This window comes from uncultured Escherichia sp., from assembly GCF_948475835.1.
Classification (GTDB): Bacteria; Pseudomonadota; Gammaproteobacteria; order Enterobacterales; family Enterobacteriaceae; genus ECMA0423.
In genome coordinates this window covers 1-21,551 of sequence record NZ_CAOLGM010000075.1, presented here as the reverse complement: position 1 = coordinate 21,551, position 21,551 = coordinate 1, and the positions used below count along the sequence as shown (strand labels likewise).

The following is a 21,551-nucleotide window of genomic DNA, read 5'->3' as shown; positions in this document are numbered from 1 at the left end:
TATCTGGATAACCATACCCAACTGTTCAAAGTCCGTATTGCCTCCATAAAATGGCCAAAGCTGAATCATGAATAAATATTGTATTTATCCTTTCTGAATTATCATTTTGATAATTTTTGAGATATTCCTTAAAAATACCCACTTAATCAATCACAAAACAAATATATAAACAAGCAATCATCAGATTAGCTTATGTTTAATGAAATTATTGTATAATTCAATAAGTTACATAAAAACACTATATTTAAATTATTGCCATAATACACCTGACGCGAATTGCACAGGTTCACACAATCTATTTAACGCTTGCAGAATACCCCTCTTTACGATCGATAAAAAGTCCTTTTCTTATTTATTTTGAAGCGTAAAATGCGGGGTGATGAAGGAGTGGTGATTTTATTTTCACCGCCATTAGGGCGGCATTGCCGATATTTTTTTGCGGTACAAATATGCCGTGTTCATGGCCTGTACGAGATAACATGACGGATCACTTTTATGAGCAAAAAATTTGAAGGCAGCGTCGCGCCTCGCGAGCGTATTAATATATCGTATGTCCCAAAAACAGATGGCCAGACGGCTGAAGTGGAACTTCCGCTTAACATGCTCGTTGTCGGCGATACCGGAAATACGCAGGAAACATCCCCACTGGATGAACGTCAGGCAGTTTCCGTTAACAAGCACAATTTCGGTGCAGTGATGGCTGAAGCAGCCATTGGCCTCAATTTTACTGTCCCCGCCACGCTGAAGGGAAGCACAACAGACGATGAACTGAATGTGGCGCTGAATATCAAATCACTGGATGATTTTTCACCAGATAGCGTGGCCCGGCAGGTTCCGGAAGTGAATAAATTGCTGGAACTGCGTGAAGCACTGACTGCACTGAAGGGGCCGATGGGTAACCTTCCGGCATTCCGTACCCAGCTCCAGGCATTACTGGAAAATGAAGAGTCCCGCGAGCAGTTGCTCAAAGAAATCGGCCAGGTGAGCAATAAATAACCACCACTATTTCATTAAACAGGGTTATCCAGGCATGACGGCACACAAAAATATCTCCGGGACATACCACCTCTCTGTTGCAGACATTCTGCAGGTGGTTTACCAGGTATGTTTCAGCCCGTCCGTTGAAATCAACCAGGATGGTGTGGCTGCGCTGATTACAACACTGGATCGCCGTATCAGTGATCTATTGGATGAGATTATCCATTTTTGTGAGTTTCAGCAGAGCGCGTCGCACTGGCAGCGCGTACTTCACTGACGGCGAAAAGCCGGTTTCAGAAACACAGCTAAAACAGAAGGATTTTCAGTATGTCTTTACAGGAAGAGGAACTCGTTTCCAGTCATGCCGGGCAGCCTGAGCAGGCATCGTCGCTGCTTGATCAAATCATGGCACAGACCCGTATTCAGCCCGGTTCGGAAGGTTATGACGTTGCCCGCCAGGGTGTGACAGCCTTTATTGCCAGCATCCTGCAATCCACTGCATCTGCCGAACCGGTCAATAAACTGGCCGTGGACAGCATGATTGCAGATATAGATGAACGCATCAGCCGCCAGATGGATGTCATCATCCATGCGCCTGCCTTTCAGCAGGTCGAGTCGTTCTGGCGCTCACTGAAAACCATGGTGGATCGCGTTGATTTCCGTGAAAACATCAAGGTCAACGTGCTTCATGTCACGAAGCAGGAACTTCTGGAAGACTTTGAATTTGCCCCAGAAATTATTCAGTCCGGATTTTATAAACACGTTTATTCGTCCGGATTCGGACAGTTTGGTGGTGAACCCATCGCTGCCGTGCTGGGCGCTTATGAGTTCAAAAATACCGCACCTGACATGAAACTGCTGCAATACGTCAGTGCTGTGGGCGCAATGGCGCACGCACCGTTCCTGTCCTCCGTTTCCCCGGAGTTTATGGGGCTGAACTCGTGGACCGAACTGCCTAATATCAAAGATCTTTATGCCATCTTTGAAGGTCCGGCCTACACCAAATGGCGCGCCCTGCGTGACTCGGAAGATTCGCGCTATTTAGGGCTTACGGCACCCCGCTTCCTGCTTCGCCAGCCTTATTCACCAACAGATAACCCTGTTAAGAACTTTAACTATCACGAAGATGTCAGCCGGAATCACGAAGATTATCTGTGGGGTAATACGGCCTGGATGCTGGCGTGCAATGTCGCAGACAGTTTTGCCAAATACCGCTGGTGTCCAAATATCATCGGTCCGCAAAGCGGCGGTGCAGTGAAAGATCTGCCGGTGCATCTGTTCGAAACGATGGGTCAGATTCAGGCCAAAATCCCAACCGAGGTGCTGGTCACCGATCGCCGCGAATTTGAACTGGCTGAAGAGGGTTTTATCACCCTTACCATGCGTAAAGACTCTGATAATGCAGCCTTTTTCTCTGCAAACTCGGTACAAAAACCGAAGCACTTTCCGGGTAAAGACGCAGAAACCAACTATAAGTTGGGTACGCAGCTTCCTTATCTCTTCATCATCAATCGGTTAGCGCACTACATCAAGGTGTTGCAGCGTGAGCAACTGGGGTCATGGAAAGAAAGGAGCGACTTAGAGAGGGAGCTTAATACCTGGATCCGTCAGTATGTTGCCGACCAGGAAAACCCGCCTGCGGACGTGCGCAGCCGCAAGCCTCTGCGTGCTGCCAGAGTTGAGGTTATGGATGTGGAAGGCGAACCCGGCTGGTACCAGGTCGCGCTGAGCGTGCGGCCCCATTTTAAATTTATGGGGGCAAACTTTGAGCTTTCCCTGGTTGGCCGGTTAGACAGGGAGTAACACGCCATGATACCGGATCGGGAAAGAACCACAGGTTCTCTTTTTGAGCGTATGGAAGCCTCACCGGCCAGAAACTGGCAGGGAAGCAGTATTCATGCGCTCAGGCAGTCCATTCGCCAGAACCTGCGAAACATTCTTAATACCCGGTCCGGTAGTTGCCGGGGTGCGCCTGAACTGGGCATTGATGAACCGGAAGGGGCTGAAAACTTCCGCGAATCAATGAGTCTGGCCATCGCGCAATGTATAGAACGCTATGAACCCCGGATCTCACACGCTGAAGTGCAGGCTGTGGTTTCATCCGCCACCAGCCCGCTGGATATGACGTTTCATATTACAGCCTGGGTGACATTTAACGAAACACATGAAGTGCTTGAATTTGATATGGCACCGAATGGCAGCCAGCATTATCGGGTGGACTGACAGATGGAATTTGAAGAACGCTATTTCCGGGAAGAACTCGATTACCTGCGCCAGCTCAGCAAGCTGCTGGCAACGGAAAAACCCCATCTTGCCCGCTTCCTGGCCGAAAAAGATGCGGATCCGGATATTGAACGCCTGCTGGAAGGCGTGGCTTTTCTTACCGGCAATCTCCGCCAGAAAATTGAGGATGAATTCCCAGAACTGACGCACGGGCTTATTAAGATGCTCTGGCCTAATTACCTGCGTCCGGTTCCGGCAATGACCCTTATTGAATATACGCCGGATATGGATAAGTCTTCTGTGCCGGTGTTAATCCCCCGTAATGAGCAGTTTACAACCAACGCCGGGGAAATCAGAGTCGATGAAGTGCTGCCCTCCGATGCTAAAAAGGAGGAGCCGCCTCCCTGTACCTTCACCCTCTGCCGGGATATCTGGCTGCTGCCCGTTCGCCTGGAGCAGATTGAAAACCGCAGTACGACCCGTAATGGTGTTATCAACATCACCTTTTCGGTCGCACCGGGAACGGACTTCCGCACGCTGGATCTGAACAAACTTCGCTTCTGGCTCGGCAATGACGACAACTATACCCGTAACCAGCTTTATTTATGGTTCTGTGAATACTTGCAGGGTGCCGACCTGACTGTGGGTGAACAGCATATTCGCCTGCCTGAGTTTATGCTGAAAGCTGTCGGTTTTGAGCCGCAGGATGCCATGCTGCCTTGGCCGAAAAACGTCCACAGCGGCTACCGGATCCTTCAGGAGTATTTCTGTTACCCGGATGCGTTTCTCTTTTTTGATCTTTGTGGTTGCCCGGCGTTGCCTGACGGATTGCAGGGTGAATCCTTTACCCTGCAACTGCGTTTTTCGCGCCCATTGCCCGTGGACATCCGGTTGCGCCGCGACTCCCTGCGCCTGTATTGCGCGCCTGCCATTAATTTATTTATCCACCATGCAGAAGCCATCACGCTGGACAACCGGCGGGCAGACTATCCGCTGGTTCCCAGCCGCCATTATCCGGAACATTACGATGTCTTTTCCGTTAACGGCGTGATAAGCCAGGTGCAGGATATGTTCAGGAAAAAAGATCTGGGGCGTCCTGTTTCGACGCAGGCCGCGCGCCAGTGGCCTGCCTTTGAAAGTTTCAGCCATCAGATGGAATACAGCCGGAAGCGGGAAGTGGTGTACTGGCATCACCGGACCAAAACATCCCTGTTCCATCGCGGCTTTGATCATACCCTTGCTTTTATACATGCTGATGGCAGTTATCCGTCAGACGAATCGCTGCTCAGTAATGAAGTGGTTTCGGTATCGCTGACCTGTACCAACCGTGAGCTTCCGTCACAAATTCGTTCCGGCGATATCACCGGCACAACCGGTAAAAATGCGGCTGTTGCTTCATTTCGCAACATTACCCGCCCGACGCAACCGCTCTGGCCGGTCATTGATGGCAGCCTGCACTGGTCCCTGCTCTCCGCCATGAACCTGAATTATCTGTCATTACTGGATACGGACGCGCTGAAGCAGGTCATCGCCAACTTTGATCGCCACGCAATCCATCATCCGCAGACGGCGCGGCTGTCACAACAAAAGCTGGATGCCATTGAGCGTCTGGAGACCCGCCCTGTCGATCGCCTGTTTACGGGCATTCCCGTCCGGGGGCTGGCCTCCACGCTGTATCTGCACCCGGAGCCGTTTGTCTGTGAAGGGGAAATGTATCTGCTCGGTACGGTGCTTTCGCATTTTCTGTCGCTGTACGCCAGCGTTAACTCATTCCACATGCTGACCGTTGTGAACACAGAAAGCCAGGAGACATGGAAATGGACGGAAAGAACCGGGCAGCATCCTCTTATCTGAGTCCGGGAAATCCCCCGGCAGATAAAGAGCAGAATGATCCGCTGGCACAGGTTTTCCATAATGCCTGCTCTTACAATTTTTTTGCGATGGCGGAGCTGTTGCACCGCCTGGCAAAGGGTGAAAAGGGGACGCCAGAATTATCCCTGCGCGACGATCCGGCACAGGAAACCCTGCGTTTCAGCGCCGATGCCAGCCTTGCCTTCCCGTGCAGTGATATCAGTGCGCTGAAACGGGATACGTCAGGGGCATTCAGGATGACTACCACCTTTATGGGGTTACAGGGGAGCCAGTCGCCTCTCCCCGGTTATTACCTCGATCACCTGGCCTGGAAAGCGGTACATGAACAAAGTCCGGTAGGTGATTTTCTGGATATGTTCAGCCACCGCCTGACCCAGTTTGTCTGGCATATCTGGCGTAAGTACCGCTATCACATCAGTTTTCGTAACGGCGGTGTGGATGCGTTCTCGCAGCGCATGTACTCCCTTGTCGGGCTGGGCCACCGCCAGCTTCGCGATAAGCTGGCGATTAATCACAGCAAAATGCTGGCGTATTCCGGGATCCTGGCAAATCCGGGACGATCCCCGGAGATAATCTGTGGCCTAGTGTCCCACTGCTTTGATTTGTCAGAAGTGACGCTGCAAAACTGGCAACGTCGCAAGGTGGATATTGAACCGGATCAGCAAAATAGTCTGGGGAGCTATTCTCTTAAAAATGGCGAAAAACTGGCGGGAAGATCGGTACTGGGCAACTTTGTTCTGGGTACACGAGTGCCCGATCTCAGCGGAAAATTCCAGCTCAGTATTACCAGCCTGACCCGAAAACAGTTCCTCTCTTTTCTGCCGTCCGGCGAAAACTTCCTGCCACTGACGATGTTCGTGTCCTTCATCCTGCGCGATCAGCTTGCCTGGGACTTACATCTGGGGCTGGCGCCGGAGCAGGTGGGCGCAATGCGCCTGGGCGATAACAAAAGTGCGCTGCTGGGCTGGACCAGCTTCCTCGGCACACCGGAAGAACGACCCTCAGTCACCATCAGGGTACGGTCGTAAATTATGATAATCACGGAGCAGAATATGCCGGAAGAGAAACTACAGACGCTTTCATTGCAGGTCATTAACGGCAGTGAGCTGGAAAGCGGACGGGCGGCGCGCTGTCTGTTCACACAGCAGGGAAATGTCGGCCATGGCCCCGAATGCCACTGGTCGGTACAGGATCGTCAGCAGAGCATTCCGGCCCAGGCTTTTACCGTTATCCTGCACGATGGCACATTTTGTCTGCGCCCGCAGACGGCACAACTGTGGCTGAATCAGGCAAAAGTCACAGCAACATCAGACCTAATACAGTTGCGCCAGGGCGATGAGATCCAGATCGGACGGCTGATGGTGAGGGTTCATCTGAACCGGGGAGATATTCCCCATTACGATGAGGAAATGGCCACTCCCGAAACCATCGTTACCAATCGCGATATGCTCACGGATACCCTGCTATCAACGGAGGGTACGCCACACTATCCGGGAATGACTCACCGGCACCAACTTGCAGACACCGTGGTAAACGGTTTTTCTGCCGATCCACTCCAGGCACTTCAGTCCGAAAGCCTGATTACCACGGGCGATCCGCTTTCAGGCATTGCGGCTGTCCGGCCATCGGCACCGCTGTCCGATCCGGCAAGTAATGGGGGGATCAATACTCCGTTTATGGATCTGCCGCCCATTTATGCCAGCCCCGGCGATCGTAATGACGACGTCTCTGCGGCAGAAATGGCGCAACGCCACCTTGCGGTCACCCCCTTACTGCGCGGTCTTGGCGGCTCGCTTACCATGAGCAATTCCGACGATGCGGATGATTTTCTGGAGGAGGCCGGACGAACGTTACAGGCCGCAATAAAAGGTCTGCTCGATTTGCAGCAGCAGCGTAACAGCCTCTCAGACAAACATTTGCGCCCGCTGGAAGATAACCCGCTGCGCCTGAACATGGATTACGCCACCGCGCTCGACGTAATGTTTGCCGAAGGTAAAAGCCCGGTACATTTGGCGGCTCCCGCCGCCGTCAGTGAAAGCCTGCGCAATGTCCGCCACCACGAAGAAGCTAACCGGGCAGCGATTGTGGAGTCGCTTCGTGTCCTGCTGGATGCTTTCTCACCACAAAATCTGCTGCGCCGCTTTGTGCAGTACCGCCGCAGCCATGAACTGCGCCAGCCGCTGGATGATGCCGGAGCATGGCAAATGTACAGCCATTATTACGAAGAACTGGCCTCCGATCGCCAGCAGGGGTTTGAGATGCTGTTTAACGAGGTCTACGCCCAGGTCTATGACCGGGTGCTTCGTGAAAAACAGCGGGAGCCGGAAGCATGAACAGGAAGGCGTTTCTGGCCTGCGTGCTGATGTGCGTCATATTAACCGGCTGCGAAACGGCGAAAAAAATCAGTGAGGTGATCAAAAACCCGGATATCCAGGTCGGGAGCCTGAAGGAGCAACCTTCGGAAATAACCGTCACCCTGCTGACCGAACCGGACACCAATACCAATGCGGAAGGTGAATCAGCCGCCGTGGATGTGCAACTGGTGTACCTGACTGACGACTCAAAATTGCTGGCAGCCGACTATGACCAGATAGCCAGTACGCCGCTACCGGATGTGCTGGGTAAAAACTATATCGACCACCAGGATTTCAACCTGTTGCCGGACACCATCAAAACCCTGCCGCCGGTAAAGCTGGATGAGAAAACGCAGTTTATTGGTGTCGTGGCCTATTTCTCCGATGACCAGGCCACTGAATGGAAACAAATCGAGACGGTGGAAGGAACCGGCCACCATTACCGCCTGCTGGTGCATGTACGTCAAAGCAGCATCGAAATGAAAAAAGAGGATGAATAATTATGGCAACCACCCGCAACAAGGTGATGTGGCAGGAAGGGATGCTGATGCGCCCACACCATTTCCAGCAACAGCAGCGTTACAACGACTACCTGGATAACCAGCGTTTCCGGGCCATGAATGATTTATCCTGGGGATTTACCGAACTCACCCTCAACAATGAACTGCTGGCGCAGGGTAAGATCATGATTGACAGCGCGTCAGGCACACTGCCCGACGGCACCGTCTTTTCTATCCCCGACCAGGACGCACTGCCCGATCCGCTGCACCCGCAAAATTTTCCGGACGAAAGAAGCCGCAATATCTACCTCGCTCTGCCGGTCGCCAGTGATGTGAGAAATGAAATCAGCGACGGACGGCGAATCGGGCGTTACCGGCTGAATTATGCCGATGTCCGGGATTTGCATTCAGAAGAAGGTGACGCGCGAACATTGACGCTGGGTCAACTGACGCCGCGCATTATGAGCGGTGCAGAAGATATGAGCGCCTATATTACGCTCCCGCTTTGCCGTATCAGCGATCGCCATGCCGATGGCTCCCTGACGTTGGATGACGATTTTATCCCCTCCTGCCAGAATATTCAGGTCAGTAAGAAACTGCGTGTTTATCTCAAAGAGGTACAGGGGGCCATTGGCGGACGGGCAAGCGATCTGGCAAACCGTATTGGCTCTCCGGCGCAGAGCGGCATCGCGGATGTGGCGGAATTTATGATGTTGCAGTTACTTAACCGTAACCAGACCCGGTTTACCCATCGCGCCCGCCGATCCCAGCTCCACCCGGAAGATTTCTACCTTGATCTTGCTGGGTTGCTGGGTGAACTGATGACCTTTACCGAGCCGTCGCGCCTGCCCTGCCCGCTTGATGTGTATGATCATCATGATCTGACCAAAACATTTAAAACACTGTTACCGGAAGTCAAACGGGCGCTACATACCGTACTGTCGCCAAGAGCGGTCAATCTGCCGCTGCATCTGCGTGACGGTATCTGGCAGGCCGATATCCATGACACAGAACTGCTGCAATCTGCCACCTTTGTGCTGGCCGTGGCGGCAAACGTGCCGGTCGATCAGATCCAGCGTCAGTTTATCCAGCAGTCGAAAATTTCCTCGCCGGAAAAAATCCGCAATATGGTCAGTGTGCAGATCCCCGGTATTCCATTGCGTGCCCTTATGGTGGCTCCCCGCCAGCTTCCTTACCATTCCGGGTTCAGCTATTTCGAACTCGACAAGAGTGGCCAGGCCTGGACAGAAATGGCTGCCGCCGGGGCCGTTGCACTGCATGTATCCGGCAGTTTCCCGGATCTGAACATGCAACTGTGGGCGATAAGAGGGTAAGACGATGGATGAGGGGTCACTGTCTCTGCCACCATTTACCGGATACGACGAAAAAAGCCAGCGCAACTACCATCTCGCGCTTCGTGGCAACAGCCTGAATCCGATGATCGACGCGGCCACGCCGCTACTCGGTATGGTAATGCGCCTTTCAACCATGAACAGCCAGACGATGCCGGAGCATCTTTTTGCTCAGGTGGTGACAGATGTTCAGGCCGTGGAGCAACTGCTTCAGGAGCAGGGCTACGAACCGGGCGTGATTATCTCGTTTCGCTACATCCTCTGCACGTTTATTGATGAAGCGGCGCTCGGTAACGGCTGGTCAAACAAGAACGAGTGGATCAAGCAGTCATTGCTGGTCCATTTCCACAACGAAGCCTGGGGTGGCGAGAAAGTTTTCATCCTGCTGGAGCGCCTGATCCGTGAACCCAAACGTTACCAGGATCTGCTGGAATTTCTCTGGATCTGTTTTTCTCTGGGATTTCGCGGGCGCTACAAAGTGGCAGCACAGGATCAGGGGGAATTTGAGCAGATCTACCGCCGTCTGTACCACGTTCTGCATAAACTGCGCGGCGATGCCCCTTTCCCGCTGTTACACCAGGACAAAAAAACCCAGGGCGGGCGTTATCAGCTCATCAGTCGCCTGACTGTTAAACATATTTTTTGTGGTGGCGTTGTCGTGCTGGCGTTGTTTTACCTGTTCTATCTGTTGCGGCTGGACAGCCAGACGCAGGACATCCTGCACCAGCTAAACAAATTACTTCGATAAGGACGTTTATGATCCAGATTGATCTTCCCACGCTGGTAAAACGGCTGAACCTGTTCTCCCGCCAGGCGCTGGAGATGGCCGCCTCTGAATGTATGAGTCAGCAGGCAGCGGAAATTACCGTCAGCCATGTGCTCATTCAGATGCTCGCCATGCCACGCAGTGACCTGCGGGTTATTACCCGCCAGGGCGATATTGGCATGGAAGAGTTGCGCCAGGCGCTGACGGTAGAGAACTACACAACCGCCCGTTCTGCGGACAGCTACCCGGCGTTTTCCCCGATGCTGGTTGAGTGGCTTAAAGAGGGCTGGCTGCTGGCGTCGGCTGAGATGCAGCACAGCGAACTGCGCGGCGGCGTGTTGCTGCTGGCCCTGCTGCATTCGCCGCTGCGTTATATACCGCCTGCTGCCGCCCGGCTGTTGACCGGCATTAACCGTGACCGTCTGCAACAGGACTTTGTGCAGTGGACACAGGAGTCGGCGGAATCAGTCGTGCCGGATGCAGACGGTAAAGGCGCAGGCACAATGACGGACGCCTCTGACACCCTGCTTGCCTGCTATGCCAAAAACATGACCGCAGACGCCCGTAACGGCAGGCTTGACCCGGTACTGTGCCGCGACCACGAAATCGACCTGATGATCGACATTCTCTGCCGCCGCCGTAAAAACAACCCGGTGGTGGTGGGCGAAGCGGGCGTGGGCAAAAGCGCACTGATTGAAGGGCTGGCGCTGCGCATCGTGGCAGGCCAGGTGCCGGACAAGCTGAAAAACACCGATATCATGACCCTTGACCTGGGCGCATTGCAGGCCGGGGCGTCGGTGAAGGGTGAATTCGAAAAACGTTTCAAAGGGCTGATGGCGGAGGTCATTTCCTCCCCGGTGCCGGTCATTCTGTTTATCGACGAAGCACATACCCTGATTGGCGCGGGCAACCAGCAGGGCGGGCTGGATATCTCCAACCTGCTCAAACCGGCGCTGGCGCGCGGCGAGCTGAAAACCATCGCCGCCACCACCTGGAGCGAGTACAAAAAATACTTCGAAAAAGATGCCGCCCTGTCGCGCCGCTTCCAGTTGGTGAAGGTCAGCGAACCCAACGCTGCCGAAGCCACCATTATTCTGCGCGGTCTGTCGGCGGTCTATGAACAGTCTCACGGCGTGCTGATTGATGATGACGCCTTGCAGGCCGCTGCGACATTAAGCGAGCGTTATCTCTCCGGGCGTCAGTTACCGGACAAAGCGATTGATGTGCTGGATACCGCCTGCGCCCGTGTGGCCATCAACCTGTCGTCGCCGCCGAAGCAAATCTCGGCGCTGACCACTCTGAGCCACCAGCAGGAGGCGGAAATTCGCCAGCTTGAGCGCGAGCTTCGCATCGGACTGCGTACCGACACATCACGGATGACCGAGGTGCTGGTGCAGTATGATGAAACGCTGACGGCGCTGGATGAACTGGAAGCGGCCTGGCACCAGCAGCAGACGCTGGTCCGGGAGATTATTGCGCTGCGCCAGCAGTTACTGGGCGTGGCAGAGGACGATGCGGCGCCGTTGCCGGACGCAGATACCGTGGAGGATACGCAGCCAGAGTCAGAGTCAGAACAGGATAATACCGGTGCCGTACCGGCTGATGAGGCCGACAGAGAACAACCGGAAGAGACCGCTGAAACAGTTTCCCCGGTACAGCGGCTGGCCCAGCTCACTGCCGAACTGGACGCCCTGCATAACGACCGGTTGCTGGTCTCCCCGCACGTCGATAAAAAACAGATTGCGGCGGTGATTGCCGAATGGACCGGCGTGCCGCTCAACCGCCTGTCGCAGAATGAAATGTCGGTCATCACCGACCTGACGAAATGGCTGGGTGACACCATCAAAGGCCAGGACCTGGCGATTGCCAGCCTGCATAAGCATCTACTGACCGCACGCGCCGACCTGCGTCGTCCGGGACGCCCGCTGGGCGCGTTCCTGCTGGCTGGCCCCAGCGGCGTGGGTAAAACTGAAACCGTCCTGCAACTGGCAGAGCTGCTCTACGGCGGTCGCCAGTACCTGACCACCATCAATATGTCCGAGTTCCAGGAGAAACATACCGTCTCGCGACTGATTGGCTCCCCTCCGGGCTACGTTGGCTACGGTGAAGGCGGCGTACTGACCGAAGCGATTCGCCAGAAACCCTACTCGGTAGTACTGCTCGATGAAGTGGAAAAAGCGCACCCGGATGTGCTCAACCTGTTCTACCAGGCGTTCGATAAGGGCGAAATGGCAGACGGTGAAGGCCGCCTGATTGACTGCAAAAATATCGTCTTCTTCCTGACGTCCAACCTCGGCTACCAGGTAATAGTCGAGCATGCCGATGACCCGGAAACCATGCAGGAAGTACTGTATCCGGTGCTGGCCGACTTCTTCAAACCTGCCCTGCTGGCGCGTATGGAAGTGGTGCCGTATCTGCCGCTGTCGAAAGAGACGCTCGCCACCATTATCGCCGGAAAACTGGCCCGTCTGGATAACGTGCTGCGCAGTCGCTTTGGTGCAGAAGTGGTCATTGAACCGGAAGTGACGGACGAAATCATGAGCCGCGTCACCCGCGCGGAAAACGGCGCGAGGATGCTGGAATCGGTCATCGATGGCGACATGCTACCGCCGCTCTCGCTGCTGCTGTTGCAGAAAATGGCGGCTAACACGGCGATTGCCCGGATTCGGTTGTCGGCAGTGGACGGCGCATTTACGGCAGATGTGGAAGACGCTCTGGACGACGAGTCCGTCACAGAGGATGAACCGGTTTTATGAGCAGGTTGCGCGTTTTCCGGCAGACAGGATGGTTTATCGCGGGCCTGATGACGGGCTTACCCGCCACTGCCGCGCCCGCAGAAGCATCGTCAATGGCCGGTGTGGCGGTCGCCGTCGCCACCACGACCCCGCCGGATGCGACAGCCACGTTACAGGCCATGCAGTCCTGTCGGCGGGAGTCCGCGGCGCTGGAGCGGCTTGACTGCTATGACCGCCTGCTGGCACCGCTGTCCCCGTCAGGGTTTGACGGGGCGCTGGTCAAAGCCGGTTTTGTGGGCGAGGCCTGGACCCGCGCCACAGAGCAGGAAAAACGCCGCGAGGGCAACACCACAGAACTGCTGGTGACGCAGGTGCCGGGGGAGCGCCCGACGGTGGTGATAACCACCCCGGCTATCGGTCATGTTCCGCCACGCCCGGTGCTGATGTTCAGTTGCGTGGACAATATCACCCGGATGCAGGTGGCGCTGATGCACCCTCTGGATGTCCATGATATCGCCGTCACTCTGAATGCCGACAACCGGGCATTGCGCAGCCACTGGTTTGTGCGCGAGAACGGCACCCTGCTGGAGTCCAGCCGGGGGTTATCCGGGATTGATGAAATTAAGCAACTGTTCGGCGCAAAAACGCTGACGGTGGATACCGGCGCAGACAATGCCGCCGGAAAGCTGACCTTTAACATTGACGGGCTGGCAAGGGCGATTGCTCCCCTGCGCGATGCCTGCCACTGGGCGGGAGAATAAAAATATGGCAATGGACTTACGCGATCCGAATGTCTGGGTATCGCACCTGCTGGAAAACCTGCCGGAAGAGAAACTGGCATCGGCGCTGAAAGATGACAACCCGAACTGGGAGTATATCGACGGCGAAATCGTCAAGCTGGGATCGCTGGCCCACAGTCAACTGGATATCCCGGAACTCCAGCGCCGGGGGCTGGTCATTCTGGCTTCGGAGAGTAAGGATTTTCGTCTGCTGGCGCATCTGCTGAGAACCCTGCAACACGCCGGTGATCCTCATCTCGCATTGCGCCTGCTGGCGCTGTATGTGGAGCATTACTGGGCGGTGGCTGCGCCGCAGAATATGGCGCATAAAAAACGCTTTGCCAGCCAGGTCATTAAACGCTTTGAAACAGGTATTGAAGTTTTTTCACAGAACGCCGCCACAGCGCAGCGCGATGCGCTGTCAGGGGAACTGGCAAAACTGGCGCAATGCTGGCAGTCACATAACGCCCCGGAACTGGCACAGGCTACTGATGATCTTTTTGCCCTGTACCAGCGTGCGTTTAATCGTGCGGCACCGGCTCCTGTCCCCACTCCGGCGGCCTCCGGTAGTTCACCACAGACCACCGCCACGTCTGAAAGCGGCGTGACGCAACCCAGTGCTCCGGCTCCCCAAATCGTCATCGACAGTCACGACGACAAAGCCTGGCGCGACACGCTGTTAAAAGTGGCGGCCATTTTATGTGAACGCCAGCCGGATTCACCGCAGGGCTACCGTCTGCGCCGCCATGCGCTTTGGCAGAACATCACCAGTACGCCCCAGGCGGAAAGCGATGGCCGTACTCCACTGGCTGCGGTCTCCGCCGATATGGTGGCAGATTACCATGCTCAGCTCGGTAGTGCCGATATGGCGCTGTGGCAGCAGGTGGAGAAAAGCGTACTGCTGGCTCCTTACTGGCTGGATGGTCACTGCCTTTCTGCACAGACGGCGCTGCGTCTGGGTTACAAACAGGTGGCAGACGCCATCCGCGATGAGGTCATCCGCTTCCTTGAGCGTCTGCCCCAGCTTACCGGGCTGCTGTTTAATGACCACACACCGTTTATCAGTGAGCAGACGAAACAATGGCTGGCAGCTTCGCCCGACGCCAAAGTTGCACCGGTTGCGCAAATCGGTGAGGAATCGAAGGCAGCCAGAGCCTGTTTTGCTGAGCAGGGTCGGGAGGCGGCGCTGCGATATCTGGACATGCTACCCGAAGGCGATCCCCGCGATCAGTTTCACCGCCAGTACCTTGCCGCACAGTTGACGGAAGAGGCGGGGCTGGTACAGCTTGCGCAGCAGCAGTACCGGATGTTGTTCAGGATGGGATTGCAGATGATGGTGGCAGACTGGGAGCCGTCCCTGCTTGAGCAGCTAGAACAAAAATTCACGGCAGAACAATAAAAGAGAACAGGAGTTTTTGTGTTCAGATTACCAACACCCCGACTACTCAGCGGACTCAAATCAGCCCTGCGACCGGCGATGCCCCGGTTTAAAGTCTCTGCTTTCTGGCTGCTGATACTGGCGTGGATTTTTCTGCTGGTGTGGATCTGGTGGAAAGGCCCGACGTGGACGCTGTATGAAGAACAGTGGCTCAAACCACTGGCGAACCGCTGGCTGGCAACGGCGGCGTGGGGGATTATTGCCCTGATGTGGCTTACCGTCCGGGTGATGAAGCGCCTGCAACAGCTTGAAAAAATGCAAAAGCAACAGCGCGAGGAAGCCGTTGATCCGCTCAGCGTGGAACTGAACGCCCAGCAGCGTTATCTTGACCGCTGGCTGCTGCGCCTGCAACGCCATCTCGACAACCGCCGTTTCCTGTGGCAGTTGCCGTGGTATATGGTCATCGGCCCGGCGGGCAGTGGCAAAACGACACTGCTGCGCGAGGGGTTTCCGTCCGACATTATTTATGCCCCGGAGGGCGCACGCGGCGCAGAACAACGCCTGTACCTCACGCCCCATGTCGGTAAACAGGCGGTGATCTTTGATATCGACGGCACACTCTGCGCTCCCGCTGATGCGGATATCCTGCATCGCCGTCTGTGGGAACATGCCCTCGGCTGGCTGAAAGAAAAGCGCGCGCGCCAGCCGCTGAATGGGATTATTCTGACACTCGATTTACCCGATCTGCTTACCGCAGACAAACGCCGCCGCGAGCATCTGTTACAGGCGCTGCGCAGCCGCTTGCAGGATATACGCCAGCATCTTCACTGCCAGTTACCGGTTTACGTGGTACTTACCCGGCTTGATTTATTGCAGGGTTTTGCCGCCCTGTTTCAGTCCCTGAACAGACAGGATCGCGATGCGATTCTGGGCGTCACGTTCACCCGCCGTGCCCATGAAAATGATGACTGGCGAACAGAGTTGAATGCTTTCTGGCAGACATGGGTGGATCGAATGAATCTGGCGTTGCCGGATCTGATGGTCGCTCAGACTCACACCCGCGCGTCTTTATTCAGTTTTTCCCGCCAGATGCAGGGAAGCCGTGAACCGCTGGTGTCACTGCTTGAGGGTCTGCTTGATGGCGAAAATATGAACGTGATGCTGCGTGGTGTCTATCTCACCTCTTCGCTTCAGCGTGGACAGATGGATGATATATTCACCCAGTCTGCCGCCCGCCAGTACCGGCTGGGCAATAACCCACTGGCGTCCTGGCCCCTGGTGGACACCGCGCCTTATTTCACCCGCAGCCTGTTCCCGCAGGCATTACTCGCAGAGCCTAATCTGGCAACAGAGAGCCGCGCCTGGCTGATACGTTCCCGTCGCCGCCTGACGGTTTTCTCTGCCACAGGCGGCGTGGCAGCACTGCTGCTCATCACCGGCTGGCATCACTATTACAACGGTAACTATCAGTCTGGCATCACCGTGCTTAAGCAGGCCAAAGCCTTTATGGACGTGCCGCCTCCGCAGGGGGAAGATGACTTTGGCAACCTGCAACTGCCGCTCCTGAACCCGGTACGCGATGCCACACTGGCCTATGGCGACTGGGGCGACCGCAGCCGTCTGGCCGATATGAGACTGTACCAGGGACGACGTATCGGGCCTTATGTGGAACAGACCTATCTGCAACTGCTGGAGCAACGTTACCTGCCCTCGCTGTTTAACGGGCTGGTCAAAGCGCTGAACGCCGCGCCGCCGGAGAGTGAAGAAAAACTCGCGGTGCTGCGCGTGATGCGAATGCTGGAGGACAAAAGCGGACGTAACAATCAGGTGGTGAAGCAGTATATGGCAAAACGCTGGAGCGAAAAGTTCCACGGTCAGCGCGATATCCAGGCACAACTGATGTCCCATCTTGACTACGCGCTGGCTCATACTGACTGGCACGCAGAGCGTCAGGCGGGCGACGGTGACGCCATCAGCCGCTGGACGCCATATGACAAGCCCGTGGTATCAGCACAGAAAGAACTGAGCAAACTGCCTGTCTACCAGCGGGTTTACCAGAGCCTGAAAACGCGGGCGCTGGGCGTTCTTCCTGCCGACCTCAATCTGCGTGACCAGGTAGGGCCAACCTTTGACCAGGTGTTTACATCTGCCGATGACAACAAACTGGTTGTTCCACAGTTTCTTACCCGTTACGGCCTGCAAAGCTATTTTGTAAAACAGCGCGATGAACTGGTTGAACTGACGGCGATGGATTCCTGGGTACTTAACCTTACCCGCAGCGTGAAATACAGTGACGCCGACCGCGCGGAAATCCAGCGCCAGTTGACCGAGCAGTATATCAGCGACTACACCGCCACCTGGCGGGCCGGGATGGACAATCTGAATATCCGCAATTTTGAGTCCATCGGACAACTGACCGGGGCGCTGGAGCAGGTTATCAGCGGCGACCAGCCTTTGCAGCGGGCGCTGACCGTGCTGCGTGACAACACACAGCCAGGCGTCTTTTCTGAAAAACTCTCTGCCAAAGAACGGGAGGAAGCCCTGGCAGAGCCGGATTACCAGTTACTCACCCGCCTCGGGCATGAATTCGCCCCGGAAAACAGTACCCTGGCAGTACAGAAAGACAAAGAAAGCACGATGCAGGCCGTGTATCAGCAACTCACCGAGTTGCACCGCTACCTGCTGGCAATCCAGAACGCGCCTGTACCAGGGAAATCGGCGCTGAAAGCCGTGCAGTTACGGCTTGATCAGAACAGCAGCGATCCGATATTCGCCACCCGCCAGATGGCAAAAACGCTGCCTGCTCCGCTCAACCGCTGGGTTGGCAGACTGACTGACCAGGCCTGGCATGTGGTGATGGTGGAGGCTGTTCATTATATGGAAGTGGACTGGCGCGACAGCGTGGTGAAACCGTTTAACGAGCAACTGGCAAATAACTATCCGTTTAATCCGCGTTCTGCACAGGATGCCTCACTGGATGCCTTCGAACGCTTCTTTAAACCGGATGGCATACTGGATACCTTCTACCAGCAGAACCTGAAGCTGTTTATCGATAATGACCTGAGTCTGGAGGATGGCGATAACAACGTCATTATTCGCGAAGATATTATTGCGCAACTGGAAACTGCGCAGAAAATCCGTGACATCTTCTTCAGCAAACAGAACGGTCTGGGAACATCCTTTGCCGTGGAAACGGTATCGCTTTCAGGCAATAAACGCCGCAGTGTACTGAACCTTGACGGTCAGTTAGTCGATTACAGCCAGGGCCGTAACTATACCGCCCATCTGGTCTGGCCTAACAACATGCGCGAAGGCAACGAAAGTAAGCTGACGCTCATCGGCACCAGCGGCAACGCGCCGCGCAGTATCAGCTTCAGCGGGCCGTGGGCGCAGTTCCGCCTGTTCGGGGCCGGACAACTGACCGGAGTACAGGATGGCAACTTTACCGTGCGCTTTAGCGTGGACGGTGGCGCGATGACCTACCGTGTGCATACCGACACGGAAGATAACCCGTTCAGCGGTGGGTTGTTCAGCCAGTTTGGTCTGTCAGACACACTGTACTGAGGAGGCAGGGATGAATAGTAACGTACTGACACAAACTATCGTTACCGGCAGTGACCCGCGCGGGCTGCCGGAATTCAGCGCCATCCGCGAGGAAATAAACAAAGCCAGCCACCCGTCACAGCCTGAGCTGAACTGGAAACTGGTGGAGTCGCTGGCACTGGCGATTTTTAAAGCCAACGGTGTGGATTTACACACCGCCACCTACTATACGCTTGCCCGGACACGGACACAGGGACTGGCGGGATTCTGCGAAGGTGCGGAACTGCTGGCGGCAATGGTAAGCCACGACTGGGATAAGTTCTGGCCGCAGGGCGGCCCGGCGCGTACTGAAATGCTGGACTGGTTTAACTCCCGAACCGGCAATATTCTGCGTCAGCAAATCTCCTTTGCGGAATCCGACCTACCACTGATCTACCGCACAGAGCGGGCATTGCAGCTTATCTGCGATAAGCTCCAGCAGGTGGAACTGAAGCGCGTTCCGCGCGTGGAGAATCTGCTCTATTTTATGCAGAACACGCGTAAACGGCTTGAACCCCAGCTGAAGAGTAACACTGAGAACGCCGCACAGACCACGGTCAGAACGCTGATTTATGCCCCGGAAACACAGGCATCTTCCACACCAGAAGCGGTAGTGCCTCCCCTGCCCGGCCTGCCTGAGATGAAAGTGGAAGTGCGCAGTCTGACAGAGAATCCCCCACAGGCCAGTGTGATAAAGCAAGGCAGTACGGTAAGAGGGTTTATCGCAGGGATCGCCTGTTCAGTGGCTGTCGCCTCAGCATTGTGGTGGTGGCAGGTCTATCCGGTACAGCAGCAACTGTTACAGGTTAACGACACCGCTCAGGGCGCAGCAACGGTGTGGATGGCCTCACCTGAACTCGAAAACTATGAGCGCAGGCTGCAACAACTTCTTGATACCTCCCCGGTACAGCCGCTGGAAACCGGGATGCAGATGATGCGTGTTGCCGACAGTCGCTGGCCGGAAAGCCTGCAACAGCAACAGGCCTCGACACAATGGAATGAGGCACTCAAAACCCGCGCACAGAGTAGCCCGCAGTTGCGTGGCTGGTTGCAGACCCGCCAGGACTTACATGCTTTTGCAGATCTAGTGATGCAGCGCGAGAAAGAGGGACTAACCCTTTCCTATATCAAAAATGTCATCTGGCAGGCGGAGCGGGGACTGGGGCAGGAAACACCCGTTGAGTCTCTGTTGACGCAGTACCAGGATGCCCGTGCGCAGAAGCAGAATACAGATGCGCTGGAAAAACAAATTAATGAGCGACTCGAAGGCGTGTTAAGCCGCTGGCTGCTGCTGAAGAATAACGTCATGCCAGAGGCGGCAACCGGTACCACGGCCGAAAAATAATTATTTAATTAAAGGAGATTATCATGGCAAATATAAGTTATTTATCTTTGAGTGGAGAGACACAAGGGCTGATTTCAGCAGGTTGCTCAACGCTTGATTCTGTCGGAAACAAAGCGCAGCCAGAACATAAAGATCAGATCATGGTTTATGCGTTAATGCATTCCATCTCAAGAAGTCAAAATGTCAATCATCATGAATTAATTATCACCAAACCGGTTGATAAATCCTCACCATTGCTGGCAAAAGCACTTAGTGACAATGAAAAAATGGCAATATGTGAATTTATACTCTACCGAACCAGTAAAGCGGGTATTTACCAGCCTTATTATAAAATAAATCTGTCAAAAGCCCGAATATCAAGTATTGATTTTGTCACACCGCATGCTGTCCTGGAAAAAGAACTGGAACCACAGGAGAGAATTGCCTTTATTTATGAAGATATTTCCTGGGAGCATACGTTAGCCGGTACGAATGCAATGAGTAAATGGCAGGATCGTGTACAGTAACTTACTGTAATAACATAATAAATTACTATTGCGGAGAGATAAAATGGCTGGTTTAAGGAATAACAACAACACACAGAATGCACAGTGGGCTGATTATGTGGGTGACATTCTTCGGGGGGCTCAGCCGATAAACCAGCTAGTACCTCAGCACCCTTATCTTAACGACGTCCCACTCATTGATGAGTTAAGGCATCAGAACACTCATCATGTTATTCTCTTGACACTTGATGTTGCAAAAAAAATACTCAGCCCAATAACATCATTTGATTACATTCATTTTATCACTACACATCCTTCAGGTATAAAAGATACACTCGCCTGGTTAGTTAACGCGGGTAAATTAATGACTGAGTTTGATGACAATGGGAAAATTATATTTAACCTTAATGCCTTAAAGTATACAAAAGCAAGTTACTTTGAAATACTTGGAGAGAAATATATAAAAATCACAACATCCAGCCCCTGGCTTTTAGAAAAGCTCGGTAAATATATTTTCTCTTCACGAGCGCCTCAAGTTCTGGAACTCGCTATTGGCTGGCGAGGAGCTTTATCTGAATCAATAAAAGGAGTTAAGTTCTGTATCTGGTTTTCAGTAGCCTGGAGAACCATAGAATTTATTATGAGTTCAGAGCGAGATCTGGTTAATTTTCTTGGCGATTTTTCAATGGATGTGGCCAAAGCAGTTATAGCCGGTGGTGTTGCAACCGCTATTGGAAGCCTGGCTTCTTTTGCCTGTGTTAGCTTTGGCTTTCCAGTAATTCTTGTCGGAGGAGCAATTTTACTGACAGGGATAGTGTGTACAGTTGTTTTAAATGAAATCGATGCTCAATGCCATTTATCAGAAAAATTAAAATATGCAATTAGAGATGGACTAAAACGGCAACAGGAACTTGATAAATGGAAAAGGGAAAACATGACTCCATTTATGTATGTTCTTAACACTCCACCCGTGATATGAGGATTAACCATGCGTTTACATGTTAAATTAAAAGAGTTTCTTTCGATGTTTTTTATGGCCATATTATTTTTCCCTGCATTCAATGCTTCTTTGTTTTTTACCGGAGTTAAACCTCTATATTCAATAATAAAATGCTCCACGGAAATATTTTATGATTGGAGAATGTTGATTCTGTGCTTTGGTTTCATGTCGTTTTCCTTTTTAAATGTTCATGTAATTTTAC

Annotated in this window: 16 protein-coding genes and 2 pseudogenes; all 18 read left to right on the top strand. The window is 53.9% G+C overall.

Annotated elements, in window-relative coordinates:
* Positions 1–495: 495 nt before the first annotated feature.
* Complete coding sequence (tssB, locus tag QZF50_RS14965; protein ID WP_000037391.1) at positions 496–996, top strand: type VI secretion system contractile sheath small subunit; 501 nt, start codon at positions 496–498, stop codon at positions 994–996.
* A 34-nt stretch (positions 997–1,030) separates the two neighbouring features.
* Positions 1,031–1,255, top strand: coding sequence for a hypothetical protein (locus tag QZF50_RS14960; protein WP_000123970.1), 225 nt, complete (start codon positions 1,031–1,033; stop codon positions 1,253–1,255).
* A gap of 50 nt (positions 1,256–1,305) precedes the next feature.
* Positions 1,306–2,781 (top strand): type VI secretion system contractile sheath large subunit, encoded by a 1,476-nt coding sequence (tssC, locus tag QZF50_RS14955; protein WP_000056975.1) that lies wholly within the window; start codon positions 1,306–1,308, stop codon positions 2,779–2,781.
* 6 nt (positions 2,782–2,787) lie between these two features.
* On the top strand, positions 2,788–3,201 hold the full coding sequence (tssE, locus tag QZF50_RS14950; protein ID WP_000611738.1) for a type VI secretion system baseplate subunit TssE: 414 nt from the start codon (positions 2,788–2,790) through the stop codon (positions 3,199–3,201).
* A gap of 3 nt (positions 3,202–3,204) precedes the next feature.
* The gene (tssF, locus tag QZF50_RS14945; protein WP_000393855.1) at positions 3,205–5,055 is read left to right on the top strand and encodes a type VI secretion system baseplate subunit TssF; all 1,851 of its coding nucleotides are present in this window, start codon (positions 3,205–3,207) and stop codon (positions 5,053–5,055) included.
* Entirely contained in the window at positions 5,019–6,101 is a 1,083-nt protein-coding gene (gene tssG, locus QZF50_RS14940; RefSeq protein WP_000348793.1) for a type VI secretion system baseplate subunit TssG, read from the top strand. The genes tssF and tssG overlap by 37 nt, the downstream gene beginning before the upstream one ends.
* A gap of 24 nt (positions 6,102–6,125) precedes the next feature.
* Positions 6,126–7,406 (top strand): type VI secretion system-associated FHA domain protein TagH, encoded by a 1,281-nt coding sequence (gene tagH, locus QZF50_RS14935; protein ID WP_001113725.1) that lies wholly within the window; start codon positions 6,126–6,128, stop codon positions 7,404–7,406.
* Complete coding sequence (gene tssJ, locus QZF50_RS14930; protein WP_001080149.1) at positions 7,403–7,927, top strand: type VI secretion system lipoprotein TssJ; 525 nt, start codon at positions 7,403–7,405, stop codon at positions 7,925–7,927. Before tagH ends, tssJ begins: the two co-directional genes overlap by 4 nt.
* 2 nt (positions 7,928–7,929) lie before the next feature.
* A complete protein-coding gene (gene tssK / locus QZF50_RS14925) occupies positions 7,930–9,261 on the top strand; it encodes a type VI secretion system baseplate subunit TssK (RefSeq protein WP_000246437.1) in 1,332 nt (443 codons plus the stop codon).
* Between the two features lie 4 nt (positions 9,262–9,265).
* Positions 9,266–10,027 carry a type IVB secretion system protein IcmH/DotU gene (gene icmH / locus QZF50_RS14920; protein ID WP_000343302.1) on the top strand — a complete coding sequence of 254 codons (762 nt, stop codon included), beginning with the start codon at positions 9,266–9,268 and terminating at the stop codon, positions 10,025–10,027.
* Positions 10,028–10,035: 8 nt separating this feature from the next.
* Positions 10,036–12,801 (top strand): type VI secretion system ATPase TssH, encoded by a 2,766-nt coding sequence (gene tssH / locus QZF50_RS14915; RefSeq protein ID WP_061892094.1) that lies wholly within the window; start codon positions 10,036–10,038, stop codon positions 12,799–12,801.
* A complete protein-coding gene (gene vasI / locus QZF50_RS14910) occupies positions 12,798–13,541 on the top strand; it encodes a type VI secretion system-associated protein VasI (protein ID WP_000088862.1) in 744 nt (247 codons plus the stop codon). Before tssH ends, vasI begins: the two co-directional genes overlap by 4 nt.
* 4 nt (positions 13,542–13,545) lie before the next feature.
* Positions 13,546–14,958 (top strand): type VI secretion system protein TssA, encoded by a 1,413-nt coding sequence (tssA, locus tag QZF50_RS14905; protein WP_061892093.1) that lies wholly within the window; start codon positions 13,546–13,548, stop codon positions 14,956–14,958.
* A gap of 108 nt (positions 14,959–15,066) precedes the next feature.
* Positions 15,067–18,501 (top strand): type VI secretion system membrane subunit TssM, encoded by a 3,435-nt coding sequence (gene tssM / locus QZF50_RS14900; protein ID WP_139342720.1) that lies wholly within the window; start codon positions 15,067–15,069, stop codon positions 18,499–18,501.
* 10 nt (positions 18,502–18,511) lie between these two features.
* Positions 18,512–19,961: pseudogene (locus QZF50_RS14895) on the top strand (VasL domain-containing protein).
* On the top strand, positions 19,888–20,370 hold the full coding sequence (locus QZF50_RS14890; RefSeq protein ID WP_001284199.1) for an Hcp family type VI secretion system effector: 483 nt from the start codon (positions 19,888–19,890) through the stop codon (positions 20,368–20,370). Before QZF50_RS14895 ends, QZF50_RS14890 begins: the two are co-directional and overlap by 74 nt.
* A gap of 43 nt (positions 20,371–20,413) precedes the next feature.
* Positions 20,414–21,328: a hypothetical protein gene (locus QZF50_RS14885; RefSeq protein WP_000908052.1), complete on the top strand. Its 915-nt coding sequence runs from the start codon at positions 20,414–20,416 to the stop codon at positions 21,326–21,328.
* Positions 21,329–21,337: 9 nt separating this feature from the next.
* Positions 21,338–21,551 (top strand): annotated as a pseudogene (gene ykfM, locus QZF50_RS14880) (protein YkfM); the annotation flags it as partial.

Bases quoted from the DNA above. Each gene is read 5' to 3' on its own strand.
- tssC (WP_000056975.1), top strand. From the start codon at position 1,306: ATGTCTTTACAGGAAGAGGAACTCGTTTCCAGTCATGCCGGGCAGCCT.
- tssA (WP_061892093.1), top strand. From the start codon at position 13,546: ATGGCAATGGACTTACGCGATCCGAATGTCTGGGTATCGCACCTGCTG.
- QZF50_RS14960 (WP_000123970.1), top strand. From the start codon at position 1,031: ATGACGGCACACAAAAATATCTCCGGGACATACCACCTCTCTGTTGCA.
- tssH (WP_061892094.1), top strand. From the start codon at position 10,036: ATGATCCAGATTGATCTTCCCACGCTGGTAAAACGGCTGAACCTGTTC.
- tssG (WP_000348793.1), top strand. From the start codon at position 5,019: ATGGACGGAAAGAACCGGGCAGCATCCTCTTATCTGAGTCCGGGAAAT.
- tssE (WP_000611738.1), top strand. From the start codon at position 2,788: ATGATACCGGATCGGGAAAGAACCACAGGTTCTCTTTTTGAGCGTATG.
- vasI (WP_000088862.1), top strand. From the start codon at position 12,798: ATGAGCAGGTTGCGCGTTTTCCGGCAGACAGGATGGTTTATCGCGGGC.
- icmH (WP_000343302.1), top strand. From the start codon at position 9,266: ATGGATGAGGGGTCACTGTCTCTGCCACCATTTACCGGATACGACGAA.
- QZF50_RS14885 (WP_000908052.1), top strand. From the start codon at position 20,414: ATGGCTGGTTTAAGGAATAACAACAACACACAGAATGCACAGTGGGCT.
- QZF50_RS14890 (WP_001284199.1), top strand. From the start codon at position 19,888: ATGGCAAATATAAGTTATTTATCTTTGAGTGGAGAGACACAAGGGCTG.
- tssJ (WP_001080149.1), top strand. From the start codon at position 7,403: ATGAACAGGAAGGCGTTTCTGGCCTGCGTGCTGATGTGCGTCATATTA.
- tagH (WP_001113725.1), top strand. From the start codon at position 6,126: ATGCCGGAAGAGAAACTACAGACGCTTTCATTGCAGGTCATTAACGGC.
- tssB (WP_000037391.1), top strand. From the start codon at position 496: ATGAGCAAAAAATTTGAAGGCAGCGTCGCGCCTCGCGAGCGTATTAAT.
- tssF (WP_000393855.1), top strand. From the start codon at position 3,205: ATGGAATTTGAAGAACGCTATTTCCGGGAAGAACTCGATTACCTGCGC.
- tssK (WP_000246437.1), top strand. From the start codon at position 7,930: ATGGCAACCACCCGCAACAAGGTGATGTGGCAGGAAGGGATGCTGATG.